The organism is Annamia dubia NIES-4383 (assembly GCF_055394725.1).
This window is the reverse complement of sequence record NZ_AP025630.1, coordinates 1,922,188-1,936,186: the sequence shown is the minus strand read 5'-3', so window position 1 is coordinate 1,936,186 and position 13,999 is coordinate 1,922,188. Positions and strand designations below refer to the sequence as shown.

The following is a 13,999-nucleotide window of genomic DNA, read 5'->3' as shown; positions in this document are numbered from 1 at the left end:
TCAGTTTAGGCAATTTTTAGAAGGTGAAAGTAGTGCGAATTGCACCAATGGTAATGGTATCATTCGCACTATTATGACCCGGATTTAAGACCACGATCAAACCGGGGGTGATACTAATATAATCACTAACTTTAAAACGGTAAAAGGCTTCGATGTGGGTAGCCGTAGAGGGTTGGCCTCCGGGAGCAGAAGCAAAATTACCATTATTGAGAAAATCAGGCACATTGACACCGAGGGGGAGGTTACTTTCGGTAATTTTAGGAGGTTGACCGACAAAAATCGCTCCGAGATTACCTTCGGCAAATAAATCAGGAAAAGTTAAATAACTCATCCAGTTGAAAGTATCCACATCTGCGGCGGCACTTTCTAAAGTTGAGGTGGTATAGCCTACCCAACCGCCTAAAGTGACTTGAGGGATGATGCGCCAGTCAACTGAGCCACCAAAAGCATCGGTATTAATGGGCGCACGACTGCCCCCTGTAGAATAGGCCACGGGATCATCTCCCACAAATGTACCCAGAAAACCCAAGGGTGAATAGGCATTGACATATTGAAAGGCAAGATCGAGATCATCCACAGGGGTGGCAATTAATTGTACGCCTAAAGTGGTTGTGCCGTTATCCCCTCCAAATAAACCTGCTTGGGTGGAATTATTAGCTGTTCCGGTGGAGTAAACCCCTTGCATACTCAATCTTTCGCCCATCTGCCAGTCAAAACCAACTCCCGCACCCCCCGATCCCACGTTAATGATCGGGTTTCTTTGGGCAAAACGGGATAAAGGCCCAAAACCTGAACTTTCCACTCGGTTAGGGCCTCGGAAGACGTTAACACTGCTAACTCCGGCCGCGCCTACTACCATTGAAAAGTCATTCCCGATTAAATGACGGTAAGTTAAATCACTAAGGCTAACTTGATTTCCACTATTTCCTTCATAACCTAAGCGCACAAAATTACCAAGGGCTGGCCCATTAATGACACTAGCACCCGATCCCCCACTTAACCCTGTTAATAAGATACTGCGAGGGCTAAATTGGGTAAATAAACTTAACTGGGTGTTGGTAATGGTGTTAATTTCGGTGTCGCCATCATCAAAGCGAAAAGCACTGGTAAAACTATTATCGGTGCGGCCTTGTAAGCCTAGAATGAATTGGCCAAATAGTTTAGTCGTAGTGGAAAATTGTTCTTCTTCAAGATTAGCGACTTTTTCTTCTAAATTATCTACTCTTGTGCCAAGGGTATCAAGTTCGCTTTGAAAAACTTGAATTAATCTAGTTAAAGTATCTAAATCTTGCTCTGAGACTCCTTCTTGGGATGGTTGAATTTTATCTAAACAAGCATTCAAGCCGGCCGCAAACTCATAACGGGTAATGGTGCGATCGCCTCTAAAGGTGCGATCGGGATAACCTTCTAAACAATCATAATTTTCAACTAAATTTCTGAGTGCTTGATAAGCCCAGTCTTGAGGGGTGACATCTCGTAACTGATTAACACTATTAACTTGAGCCATTGAATTGTCAGTTTCAAAAGCGTTAAGGGCTTCTTGTAAGGAAATAGGCTCAAAATTAAAGTTAAGATTTTCTGTGTTAACCGTTTTAATCTCAGAATTTGGGGTTAATTCTTCTGATGCACTAGCTAAATTGGGGAAAATCCCCAGACTAAAAAGAGAAAAGACGACAAGGGAAGATAATCGTTTTTCGATTAATTTTGATTTCTTCATAAAAAATGAACACTCCTCAATTTTAATTTAAGTGGATCAGCGTTTGATCTTACGTTACACCTTACTTACAATTAAATATATATAATAATTCTCAACAAGGATCAAAAATTATGGCCATTAAAAAAGAATTTTCTTCTTTTCACGAAATGATCTCCCAGTCTCAAATTCCTATCTTGGTTGATTTTTATGCAACTTGGTGCGGCCCTTGTCAAATGATGGCACAGGTATTAGAACAGGTTAACACCGTGATGGGATCAAAAGTACAGATTATAAAAATTGATACGGATAAATACCCGAAAATTGCTTCTGCTTTTAATATTAAGGCTTTACCTACTTTAGTTTTATTCAAAAATGGTCAACCGATTAATCAGATCGAAGGGGTGGCTCAAGCTCATCAGATTATTCAATATTTACAAACTTACATTTGATTGATTTGTTTTTTTTTCCCCTGATGCCAAGCCCCTCTTGCCTTAGAGGGTTTTTTTTGTGAGATGACCCCAAAAAAAATGTAAAGAAATGTTGCACTTTTTTTATATCTATGTTAAGTTAAATAACAACAACTTGACTTAGGTGACATTTAATAGTAACTCTTGGAGGTTCATCTCATGGATAATCAAAAAACCAAATTCGGCTTTACCGATCTTGCTGAAAATTGGAATGGCCGTTTAGCAATGCTAGGTTTTACCATTGGCTTATTAACTGAGTTAATTACTGGAAAAGGCATTTTAGCCCAATTAGGCATTATGTAATCTTTCCAAAGATGTTAAGAGTAAAGTGAAGAAATCGAACTTTGAAACCTTTTTAGGTAATTGTCATTATTCTCTTTTTATTTATTAATTTTTTCTTTACTTTTTCTTTTTTACATCTTAATTAACTATCAGTCGTCATAAATTTTTCATCAATAAAATTTTTCTCCTCTCCTATAAAAGGGTTTTGTTCAGGCAAAACTCTTTTTTTGTTGTTAATTGATAAGTCTGTTTTAAACTATCAGTAAATTGACGAAAATTAAGCTAAAATGTAGGGACTCAATCCAATTAAATTATTAGAAAAACTATCAACCAATGACTGTTTCTATTTCTCCCGTCACAGCAAATTTAGCTGAACTAAAAGAATTTTTATTAGATTTATTCATTCAAAAAGCTTATCAAGAAGGAGATTTTACTCTTTCTTCTGGTCAAAAAAGTTCTTATTATATTAATGGTAAACAAGTTACTTTAGAGCCTCAAGGGGCTTTAGCTTTAGGGCGTTTAATTTTAGCAATGTTACCTGAAGATACGGCGGCCGTAGCGGGTTTAACTTTAGGGGCTGATCCCATTGTCTCGGCGGTGAGTGTGGTTTCTGCCTATGAAAATCGCAATATTCCGGCTTTAATTATTCGTAAACAGGCCAAAGGCCATGGCACACAGGCTTATATTGAGGGGCTAACTCTGGCTGTGGGCGCGAAAGTTGTGGTATTAGAAGATGTTGTCACCACCGGCCAGTCGGCGTTACAGGCGGTGGAACGGTTACAGAATGCGGGTTATCAAGTAGAACAGGTGATCGCTTTAGTTGATCGTCAACAGGGAGGGGCTGAGTTATATCAGTCAAAGGGCTTAAAGTTTGAGGCTCTTTTTGCGATCACTGATCTTCAAGCTAGGGCAAAAACTTTGAAATAATTAATTAATAATAAGTAATAAGTATAGGAATTGACAATTAATTTGAAATAAGAAATAATTAAGATAATTAAATTTTTATTAAAAATAAATATAGAGAAAAATAAATGTTAGAAAATCAACCAAAAATAATTGTTCTTGATGATGATCCTACAGGGTCTCAAACTGTTCATAGTTGTTTATTATTAATGCAGTGGGATGTGGAAACTTTACAGTTAGGATTGAGAGATTCTTGTCCTATTTTTTTCGTGTTAACTAATACTAGATCTATGACTCCTCAACAGGCTGAAAGTACCACCAGAGAAGTTTGTCACAATTTAAAAATTGCGTTAGAAAAAGAAGCAATTAAAGATTTTTTAGTTGTTAGTAGATCTGACTCAACTTTAAGGGGACATTATCCGATCGAAACTGATGTTATTGCAGAAGAATTAGGTCAATTTGATGCACATTTTTTAACTCCGGCTTTCTTTGAAGGTGGTAGAATTACTAAAGATAGTATTCATTATTTGTTAATAGATGGAGTTCTAACTCCTGTGGAAAAAACTGAATTTGCTAAGGATTCAGTTTTTGGATATAATAATAGTTATTTACCGGATTATGTAGAAGAAAAAACGAAAAGTAGAATTAAATCTAATCAAGTTGAAAGATTTTTATTAAGTGAAATTCGTCAAGGAGTCAAAGAGCGTTTATTAAAATTAAATCATAATCATTGTGGGGTAGTTGACGGGGAAAAACAAGGTGATTTTGATCAATTTGCTAGTGATATTTTATCAGCTACGGCGCAGGGTAAACGCTTTTTATTTAGGAGTGCGGCCAGTTTATTAACTTCCTTAGCAAAATTAGGAAAACAACCCATTTCTGCGGAAAAAATGGCCGAATATAAACCCACAAATAAACCCGGAATTGTATTAGTTGGCTCCCATGTTCAAAAAACAACTAAACAGTTAGAATGTTTATTAAAAGAACCTGATGTAAGAGGGGTTGAAGTTGAAGTGATTAAACTTAAAGATCATCCTGAAAATAGACAAAGTTTACTCGATGAAGTTTTAACAAAAATAAATCAAGTTTATCAAGAAAATAAAACTCCAGTTATTTATACCAGTCGAGGAGAATTAACTTTTGAAAATATCCAAAAAAGGTTAGATTTTGGGGTAGAAGTGTCTAATTTTTTAATGGACATTGTGAAAAATTTACCTTCAGAAATTGGCTTTTTAATTAGTAAAGGAGGTATCACTTCTAATGATGTTTTAAGTACGGGTTTAAGCTTAAGAAAAGCCCGTTTATTAGGGCAAATTTTAGCAGGAGTTTCCGTAGTTCGTACAGAAAAAAATCATCCTTTATTCCCTAATTTACCTGTGGTTTTATTTCCGGGAAATGTGGGGGATGATCAAGGTTTAGCCACTGTTTATCAAAGGTTAAAATAGCTTTTTTTCAACGGTTTAAAACCCTTTGCCTCACTCAAAAAAAAATGCTATTATAAATTCATACCTTATGGAAAAAATATTATGACAACTGCCGTTTTAGAAAAACCAAAAACTTATACTATTAATGAATATTTAGATTTAGAAATTAATAGTAGTGAACGTCATGAATATATTAAAGGAGAAATTATTAAAATGACTGGTGGTACACCTAATCATAATAAAATAGCTGGAAACCTATATGCGGCTTTGAATTTTGCCCTCAAAAAACAGCCGTTTCAAGTATTTGTTGCGGATCAGCGTCTTTGGATTCCTGATTATCAAATTTATACCTATCCTGATATTATGATTATTAAGGATGATTTACAATTTCAAGAAGGTAGAAAAGATACTTTAATTAATGCTTATATTATTATTGAAGTTCTCTCTAAATCTACCCGTAGTTATGATAAAGATGATAAATTTTCGGCCTATCGTAGTCTTGATAGTTTCTCTGAATATTTATTAATTGATCAATATAAATTACAGGTAGAACATTATAGCAAAACTGACAAAAATCAATGGTTATTTAGGGAATATAAAACCGAACAAGATGTAATTAATTTTGATAAAATTAATTTTGAAATTTCTTTAATTGATATTTATGATAAAGTGGATTTTTCCTGATGAGTAAAATTAGTTTAGATCAAAATAAAATTATGATCTAAACTAATTTATCTAATTTTTTTGATCAGCAATGACCAATCATATTTGATCATTTTGTCTATTTAAAGTTATAATGATCATAATTCTTATTAATCCTTATTTAAAATTAATATTATGTCTTCAACTCTTTTAATCGAAAAGAAAAAACTAGAAAATCCCCCCCTTGATATGCACTATCTCGGCGATCGAGTTTTACGTCAACCAGCAAAACGGGTGGCAAAAGTAGATGATCAAATTCGTAAGTTAGTGCGCCAAATGCTACAAACCATGTATAGTCGTGATGGGATCGGCTTGGCCGCTCCTCAAGTTGGCATCAATAAACAAGTTTTAGTCGTAGACTGTGATCCCCAAAATCCTGAAAATCAACCTTTAGTTTTGATTAATCCTCAAATAGTTGGTTATAGTAAGGAAATGTGTGTAGTCGAAGAAGGCTGTTTAAGCATTCCGGGGGTTTATTTAGATGTTACTCGCCCTAAAGTAGTTGAAGTTAGTTATAAAGATGAAAATGGCCGCCCTTGTAAGTTAAAAGCGGATGATTTGTTATCCCGTGTGATTCAACATGAAATGGATCATTTAAATGGAATTATGTTTGTCGATCGAGTAGAAAATGACCTTCTTTTAACTCAAGAATTGACGAAAAAAGGCTTTTCAGTCAATGCGGTAGAAAAAGTAAAAAATTAAAATTAACATTTAACAAATAACCAATAACTAACCACAAATAACCAATTATTTAGGAGCAAAAAATTATGGGAATGACTCCCAAAAGTGGCCTTTTATTATTAATGTCTTGTATCAGTGCGATCGCCGCCGTTGGTTGTGTTTTTGAATTAACGTCTGGAACTCCAGATTTAGGAAGTAATAATACTATTTTCATCCTAATTATTACCATTCCTTTAACAATAATTTTCTTTTGGACTGCTGTTATGGATGCCAGAGCCAATCAGTAAACAGTAATACAGGCATCTTGCCTGTTCATTATTCTAAATAACCAATGACTAATCAAGACAGAATTTATTGGGTAGCATGGACGAAAATTAAAGGTGTAGGTGCGATTTTATTGCACCGCATCTATCAACATTTTGGTAATTTAAGTGAGGCTTGGGAGGCTGATCGTCATTCTTTGCGAGAAGTTGAAGGTTTAGGGGGTAAAATCATTGATAATATTATGACACAGCGATCGCAGTTAAATCCCCTGCAAATTTATGAGGCTCACTTAAAACAGAATCCTCATTTTTGGACACCAACAGACCCAGAATATCCCCGTTTATTATTAGAAATTCCCAGTCCGCCCCCCATTTTATATTATTTAGGTCAAGTGGATCCCCATGAAAATAAAGGGATGAGGCCAATGGTAGGAATAGTAGGCACTCGTTACCCCACAGAACACGGTAAAAGATGGACACAAAAAATTAGTTATGCCCTAGCCAAAAGAGGCTTTACCATCGTTTCAGGCATGGCTTTAGGCATAGACGGAGAAGCCCATCAAAGTGCTTTAAAAGGTGGAGCAAGAACCATTGCAGTGGTGGCAACAGGAGTTAATCAAGTTTATCCTTCCCAACACCGTCAACTCCATCAACAGATCCGGCAACAAGGGCTGATCCTCAGTGAATATCCCGATGGAGTAGCCCCGGCTCGAAATAATTTTCCTGCCCGTAATCGCATTATCGCCGCCCTTTCCCGTGCTATTTTAATTATGGAAGCCCCAGAGCGATCGGGAGCGTTAATCACCGCTCGTTATGGTTTAGAATTTAATAAGGATATTTACACTTTGCCCAATTCTCCTGAAATTGAGGAGGCTAAAGGTTGTTTGAGATTAATTCATGATGGTGCAACTATGATCATTCATGAAGATGAATTAATTGAAATGTTAGGAGATATTCCTAATTTAGACCCATTTAATCAGTATCAACAACTATCTTTATTAAATCATTTAGATAATTATGAAGACATAAAAACAGATTATACTCAGAAAAATCAAGTTAATTTACCGCAATTAGAGCCAAATTTACAAAAAATATTTGATAATTTAACAGAGGCAGAAACGCCATTTGATCTAATAGTAGAAAAAACGGGTTTTTCTTCAGGGGAGGTATCAGGAATGTTATTACAACTAGAATTGATGGGAATAGTAACCCAACTTCCCGGAATGCGTTACAGAAGAAATTAATCAATAATAATTATTCAATATTAGCTAATTTAAAACCCATTTGACACTGAAATAAAGCAGGGTGATTTTGATCTATTTTACCTAAAGATTGACCGCAAGAAAGTTTCCCATTACGCCAACGGGGTGAACCGTGATGATCGGCCATTAAACAACCTTGACATATTTTGTCTGGAGAAAAGATTTGTTGATCGGTGACAATTACTAACATAATTTTTCTTTCACTCCTGATCCTAATTATTAATTATATTTTAACTTTTTTGGTAAAGTTTAAAGAAATGTTTACACAGCTTAATAATTTTTTTCTTTAATCACTGTTAATTATGATACTGAATTATTACTTATGCCAATTTGATCAAGATTTAATTAACTTACGATCACCCCAAATCCCCCTTTTAAGGGGGATTTACTCCATTAATATCTATATCACAACTTTAGAAAAATGGTATTATTACTTATTACTTAAATTTAGTTTTCTGTGGAAACCATTGCGGCGATCAACTGTTCAGCATTAACTTTAAAAGGTAAACGATGAATGTCAGATTGGGGTAAACAAGTGATCTTGGCACAATGACGTAATTCTTCTAAAGTTACATTTTTTAAACCTAAATCTTCTAAACTTTTTGGTAAGCCTATTTCTTGGTAAAATTGTAATAATTGTTGACGGGTAGAAACGGCCAATTGATTATTTTGGATCATTTCTTCAAGGCGTAATTGTACTAAGATACCATAGGCCACCTTTTCACCGTGTAAAGCATGATGGGCGCTAGGAATATGGGTTAAACCGTTATGCACCGCATGGGCGGCCACGGTGCGACAATTTGCTCCTCCTAATCCTCCGATTAATCCTGCTAATAATACCGTTGCGTCTACTACTTCACACCAGTCTTGTGTGCCAATTTTTTCGAGGGCTTTAACTGATTCTTGAAAGAGTAGATCCCTTAAGACTCTGGCCTGTTGTACGGCCGCTACGGTCAAAGTTGCGGTAGAATCTCCACTACTGATTGAAGCTTCATACCATTTGGCGATCGCATCGCCGATCCCTGCGATTAAAGTTCTTTGGGGGGAGGTAGCGATGATACTATAGTCTAAAATTAAGAGATTGGGACAAGATTTTAAACCTACATCATATTGAAAAGCCCCTTGATCGCTATAAATATTAGATAGAGCAGTCCATCCGGCACAGGTAGCGCCAGAAGTGGGAATGGTGACAATGGGCAAATTTAACTGATGGGCGACTAATTTGGATAGGTCTAAAACCTTTCCTCCCCCTACTGCAATTAAAAAATCACCTTGATGGGCTTTAACCTCGGTTTTAATTGATTCTAGGGTCTGTTCAGAGCATTCTTGAACGGGGGTGCAGACCTTACCATTTTGTTGATTTTCTTTCAAAATTGCTTCTAAGTGGGGTTGAACTTGTGTTAAACTGCGATCGCCGCCAATGATCACGGGGCGAGAACCAAACACAGCCAATTGATCACTTAACTGTAATAAAATATCATGACCTTTAATTACTTGAGCGGGAGAAATAGCTAAATGGAAAGGAGTTGTGACGGTTTTATTATTAGTTTTAGTTTTAGTTTTAGTCATAGTAATTAAAATTTGAAATTTGATCCCTTAAAGCTTAATTATATTACATAATTTGTCGTAAACAAGAAACATCAGCTTGACCAAAATGAACACTTAAAGCAATATGTAAATTTTCTAAAGATTGAATTAACCAAGGTACACCCTCCTCCGTTGAAGACTCATAATGATTAAATAAAATCGAAAATCTTTTTTCTAAATAGGGTTTTACCTTATTACAAAGTAAGACAACTTTTAATAATAAACCAACGGTTGAAGTCGGGCCTAAATTAGTAATTAAATCTACAAAAACATAATGATTAGGATTAGTTTTACCCGTTACTACTAAAAAATTTAATAGTTGGGAAGATGTGCGCAAAAGTAAAAATTGATCTAACTTTTTATCATTACATTGGGGTAAAATATCTTGAATTACATGATAAAGACGCTCATTAAATTTTCTTTTGCCATAAACTGGATCAATAGATGTTACTAAATATTCATATAAATCATCTTTAAAATGTTCATAAGTGGTTAATTGAATTGAATGGGATAAAAAACTTTTAGAAAGATCCCGATAACTATAACCTCCCTGCACTCTGCCTGTAAACTGTTTTAAAGCATTTCCTAATTCCCTTTCTGTTAATAAAGTGGGATTATATAAAGGTTTTCCTTGTAATAATTGTTGAGCTTTTGGCACAGAATTAAGTTGACGTGCCAGTTGTGCTAATCTAACTTGATAAGCCACATAATGAGATAGATCTAATTCAAATTTATGTTGAATTTTAGCTTGAATTGTTCTTACTGTTAATTGATGTTCATAACTGCTATCTTCAGTTAATAAACAATGTTCATATAAATAGGGATAACGATTAATTAAATGACCAACTTGAGCTTTTTCATTATCTTTTTTACTCTTACCTTGATCAATAATTCTAGCCAATCTTTTTAAGGCTAAAAATTGCTCAGTATTAATAAAATCCTTTGCTAATTGACGTATTTGAGAAGTCGTGCGGGGTGTATTGGGGCGGGGTGGACGAATAACCTCAAATAAATTTACCAACTCAGGGATGGCACTTTGTGTATGAGTTTGCATTTGCCATCTATTAATTAAAATATGGCAACAACGATTTAAAATAAATTTATAATTTTGCTCAATATTTTCACCCTTTAACAGTTTTTCTAAAACACTATAAATTAATTCATTTTTCTGACTTGATCCATCTAAAAACACTGTGCGAAAATTATCTAAAACATCCTTAGGAGACTCATTCTGTACTACAAACATAAAATAATCATACAGTTGCTGTTCCTCCGTGCGATTTTTGTTAAGATAATTGCTATGATTTAATTGATTCACCCTCTTTTATCCTCCCTCATTTCCATAAGAAAATTAACTGAAAATTTTTAGCGATTGTCAGTTTTAAATTGATGATTAAAAAGATGGAGTTTATCATTATGATTATGATCCAATTGTGATTATGATCTAATGTTGATTCAACAATTGACGATTAACCTTTGACAATTAACCTTTAACAATAACCCCTACTTAAAAGTAGAAGATTGAAAAATCAGGAATTTTTTTATTTTTTTTCCCTTTTGGCTTTTTTTATCCTAATTCATTGTCAATTGTCAACAGATAAAAATTACCTATTCTTATTATAATCTTTTATTATACTTTTTTTTGTAATAGTTTGTTAATATTTTTTAAATTAAAGTTAATTTGATTAATTCAAATCTTCAACAAATTTTAAACAATGGTTTTAAGAAAAGATATAGCACTCACCAATTAGTCTTAGCAAATAAGCTTAAAAGTTTTTTAAATTTGTTATTGATTATTTGTTCCTCATAACAAGGCTTTAGCACTTTTTTTAAAATTAATTAATTTGCCATAACCTATTGGGATATACTATATCTTGGTATAATATTACTAATGTAATATTTGTTTAAGGTTAAAATATTTATTTTTGATCAATATTAAGATAACATGAATTTATTAATTTTACTGTGATCATCATCACTAATTATTATTAGATCTTTTAATTATCTAAATTTATTAGCTAAATGTTAAAATTAGATAATTTTTCTATTTAATTTATTAATTTGTAATTTTATTTATGTCTTTTCAAATTTCCCTAGCCCAACTTTGTCAAATTATCAAAGTTTTTCCTAAAAATTACCATCATCTTAATTTAGAACAAATTATTATTGGTATTAATACCGATAGCCGCACCATCAAACAAGGAGAGGTTTTTCTCGCTTTAAAAGGAGATAATTTTGACGGTCATAATTTTGTCAAAATCGCTCAAGAAAAAGGAGCAATCGCCGCTATTGTTGATACCGAATTACCCTTAGAAATTCCCCAATTAATAGTAGAAAATACCTTAATTTCTTATCAAAAAATTGGGACATGGTGGCGAGAACAATTCACTTTTCCGATCATCGGAATTACGGGATCCGTAGGCAAAACCACCACTAAAGAATTAATCTCCGCCGTTTTATCCACCCAAGGAAAAGTCCTCAAAACTTCTGCTAATTATAACAATGAAATTGGCGTTCCTAAAACTTTATTAGGCTTAAATCATCAGCATAATTATGCCGTTATTGAAATGGGCATGAGGGCAAAAGGAGAAATTGCCGAATTAACCCAAATTGCCCGGCCAACAATTGGGGTGATCACTAATGTGGGAACGGCTCATATAGGTCGTCTTGGCTCAGAATTGGCCATCGCTCAGGCTAAATGTGAGCTTTTAGAGCATTTAAACCCCTCTAGCGTAGCTATTTTAAACCATGATAATCCCTTATTGATCAAAACCGCTTCCACCGTGTGGAGAGGTGAAACCATTAAATATGGCTTAGAAGGGGGCGATCTCCAAGGGAAATTATTAGATCTTCACACCCTAGAAGTAGAAGGGCAAATTTTCCCCTTACCCTTACCCGGCCGCCATAATGCTTTAAATTATTTAGCCGCCTTAGCCGTGGCCAAAGTTTTAAACATAGACTGGCATTTATTAACCCAAGGAGTCAACATAGACTTGCTCAAAGGCAGATCTCAACAATATCAATTAAATAATGATTTAATCATTCTCGATGAGACTTATAACGCAGGTTTAGAGTCAATGTTAGCTTCTTTAGAATTACTAAAAAACACCCCCGGCCAAAGACATTTGGCGGTTTTAGGCACAATGAAGGAATTAGGGGATCAAGCCACCCAGTTACATTATCAAGTGGGAGCAAAGGCAAAAGCCCTTAATCTTGATCACCTTTTTATTTTAGTAGATGATCCGGAAACTTTGGCCATGGCTGAGGGATCTTCGGGTATTCCTACCCAGTCTTTTACGGATCAAGAGACTTTATTTGAGGCTTTATTAAATACAATTCAATCGGGCGATCGCCTTTTATTTAAAGCATCTAACTCTGTTGGTTTAAATAAATTGGTTGAAAAATTAATTATGTTTTTCAATCAAAAAAGGGATCAAGTTCAAGATTAAATTAACTTAAAGGCGGCACCCAGATTCGAACTGGGGGATAAAGGTTTTGCAGACCTCTGCCTTACCACTTGGCTATGCCGCCGTGATTTAACTCACTGGAATCTAACTATAACATAAAAGTTGTAATTTGTTAAGTTAAAATTAAAAAATTTTTAAAATAGATCAAAATTTTTAACTGAAAGGAACTTCCAAGGCTAGAATAAAGTCTATAAAAGCCATACTTGATCAAATTTTGCGTTAATCTACAGGATTGAAGATTTTTTGTTAAGGTTTAACAATTGACCATCAACAATTACCTCTACTTCAAAAGGTAGGTTTTAAAACGAATTAATCAATCGTCAATTGTCAACTAATAAAGGGGGCTTCTCTCAAACAAATATTTATTAAAATTTTTATAATCAGAAATCAAGAGGTATTATTAATCATGCAATTAAGTAAATTAATTCCAACTTTAGTCCTGACCACAACTTTAATTTTCCCCACGATCAAAACAGGAGCTTTTACCCTTTCAGAATTATTAAATTTATCAAATTCTGAGGCACAAATGATTAGTTTAGACCTGCCAGATGCTCCTTCTGATGGCAATATCACCACCGGAACGGTAGGCGGTGGGAGGAGAGCGCCTGATAATAGATGTACCGATAGCACTCAAGCACCTTTAACTGTGTTAATGTCCCGTCAAGTCAATCATATTGAGTCTTTGGACTCCGATGCTCAGAACTCAAATCTTTCTGTTTACTGGTATTTACCCGAAACTAAAGCCCTCAGAGCCGAATTTTTAATTTTAGGGAATAATACTCAATTTGTTTATTTTCAAGAGTTTGAGATACCTCAAAATAAAAAGGGTTTAGTTAGATTAGATTTACCTAATAATCTTAATTTGCAAGAAAATAATGTTTATAAATGGGAATTAGCGTTAGTTTGTCAAGAATTTGATCGCAGTAGTGATGAATATGTTTGGGGTGCGATCGAGCCTTTAAATAATAATCAAGAGTCTCAATTAAATAATGAATTAGAAAGTGCAAGAAATAATCCTAGTCAAGAAAATGCTTCTTCAATAGAAGAAGCAATGGCAAATGTTTATATTCGTCATAATTTATGGCATAAGGTTTTAAGTCTATTTTTAAATAATAGTAATAACAATGAAAATTCAGAATATTTAACTGAATTATTTGACTATTTTGGTTTAGATCCACAAACAAATTTAATCGGTGTGGTTGATGAAAATGGATTTAAAGAAATTCAATAATTAATATTATTGGTCATTCGTCATTAGTTATTTT

Annotated in this window: 14 protein-coding genes and 1 tRNA gene; 10 read left to right on the top strand and 5 right to left on the bottom strand. The window is 34.2% G+C overall.

The genetic code is table 11. From position 1 onward, the window contains the following. Positions 1 to 16 precede the first annotated feature (16 nt). The gene (locus Anndu_RS08765; protein ID WP_464104004.1) at positions 17 to 1,717 is read right to left on the bottom strand and encodes an iron uptake porin; all 1,701 of its coding nucleotides are present in this window, start codon (positions 1,715 to 1,717) and stop codon (positions 17 to 19) included. Positions 1,718 to 1,827: 110 nt separating this feature from the next. On the opposite strand from Anndu_RS08765, the gene trxA reads away from it, so the two are divergent. The 8 genes from trxA to dprA all read left to right on the top strand — a co-directional run bounded on the left by trxA (position 1,828) and on the right by dprA (position 7,662). After that, positions 1,828 to 2,145: a thioredoxin gene (gene trxA, locus Anndu_RS08760; RefSeq protein ID WP_464104003.1), complete on the top strand. Its 318-nt coding sequence runs from the start codon at positions 1,828 to 1,830 to the stop codon at positions 2,143 to 2,145. A 177-nt stretch (positions 2,146 to 2,322) separates the two neighbouring features. Further along, complete coding sequence (locus Anndu_RS08755) at positions 2,323 to 2,466, top strand: high light inducible protein (RefSeq protein WP_464104002.1); 144 nt, start codon at positions 2,323 to 2,325, stop codon at positions 2,464 to 2,466. A 312-nt stretch (positions 2,467 to 2,778) separates the two neighbouring features. After that, entirely contained in the window at positions 2,779 to 3,372 is a 594-nt protein-coding gene (pyrE, locus tag Anndu_RS08750; RefSeq protein WP_464104001.1) for an orotate phosphoribosyltransferase, read from the top strand. Positions 3,373 to 3,476: 104 nt separating this feature from the next. Beyond that, a complete protein-coding gene (locus tag Anndu_RS08745; RefSeq protein WP_464104000.1) occupies positions 3,477 to 4,793 on the top strand; it encodes a four-carbon acid sugar kinase family protein in 1,317 nt (438 codons plus the stop codon). Between the two features lie 81 nt (positions 4,794 to 4,874). Beyond that, positions 4,875 to 5,456, top strand: a complete 582-nt coding sequence (locus Anndu_RS08740) for a Uma2 family endonuclease (RefSeq protein WP_464103999.1) — start codon at positions 4,875 to 4,877, stop codon at positions 5,454 to 5,456. A 153-nt stretch (positions 5,457 to 5,609) separates the two neighbouring features. Then, positions 5,610 to 6,176, top strand: coding sequence for a peptide deformylase (def, locus tag Anndu_RS08735; protein ID WP_464103998.1), 567 nt, complete (start codon positions 5,610 to 5,612; stop codon positions 6,174 to 6,176). 71 nt (positions 6,177 to 6,247) lie between these two features. Next, positions 6,248 to 6,442, top strand: coding sequence for a hypothetical protein (locus Anndu_RS08730; protein ID WP_464103997.1), 195 nt, complete (start codon positions 6,248 to 6,250; stop codon positions 6,440 to 6,442). Positions 6,443 to 6,486: 44 nt separating this feature from the next. Continuing rightward, positions 6,487 to 7,662 (top strand): DNA-processing protein DprA, encoded by a 1,176-nt coding sequence (dprA, locus tag Anndu_RS08725; protein ID WP_464103996.1) that lies wholly within the window; start codon positions 6,487 to 6,489, stop codon positions 7,660 to 7,662. 10 nt (positions 7,663 to 7,672) lie between these two features. Here dprA and Anndu_RS08720 read toward each other — a convergent pair whose 3' ends face one another. The 3 genes from Anndu_RS08720 to Anndu_RS08710 all read right to left on the bottom strand — a co-directional run bounded on the left by Anndu_RS08720 (position 7,673) and on the right by Anndu_RS08710 (position 10,585). Then, complete coding sequence (locus Anndu_RS08720) at positions 7,673 to 7,870, bottom strand: hypothetical protein (protein ID WP_464103995.1); 198 nt, start codon at positions 7,868 to 7,870, stop codon at positions 7,673 to 7,675. Positions 7,871 to 8,127: 257 nt separating this feature from the next. Next, complete coding sequence (locus tag Anndu_RS08715; protein WP_464103994.1) at positions 8,128 to 9,249, bottom strand: iron-containing alcohol dehydrogenase; 1,122 nt, start codon at positions 9,247 to 9,249, stop codon at positions 8,128 to 8,130. A gap of 43 nt (positions 9,250 to 9,292) precedes the next feature. Beyond that, entirely contained in the window at positions 9,293 to 10,585 is a 1,293-nt protein-coding gene (locus tag Anndu_RS08710) for a hypothetical protein (protein WP_464103993.1), read from the bottom strand. Positions 10,586 to 11,342: 757 nt separating this feature from the next. Between Anndu_RS08710 and Anndu_RS08705 the strand changes: the two genes are divergently transcribed. Then, a complete protein-coding gene (locus Anndu_RS08705) occupies positions 11,343 to 12,716 on the top strand; it encodes a UDP-N-acetylmuramoyl-tripeptide--D-alanyl-D-alanine ligase (protein WP_464103992.1) in 1,374 nt (457 codons plus the stop codon). 10 nt (positions 12,717 to 12,726) lie between these two features. On the opposite strand, the gene Anndu_RS08700 is transcribed toward Anndu_RS08705, so the two are convergent. After that, positions 12,727 to 12,798: transfer RNA gene (locus Anndu_RS08700), tRNA-Cys, on the bottom strand. A 342-nt stretch (positions 12,799 to 13,140) separates the two neighbouring features. Between Anndu_RS08700 and Anndu_RS08695 the strand changes: the two genes are divergently transcribed. Further along, positions 13,141 to 13,965 (top strand): DUF928 domain-containing protein, encoded by an 825-nt coding sequence (locus tag Anndu_RS08695; RefSeq protein ID WP_464103991.1) that lies wholly within the window; start codon positions 13,141 to 13,143, stop codon positions 13,963 to 13,965. The last annotated feature ends 34 nt before the right edge of the window (positions 13,966 to 13,999 follow it).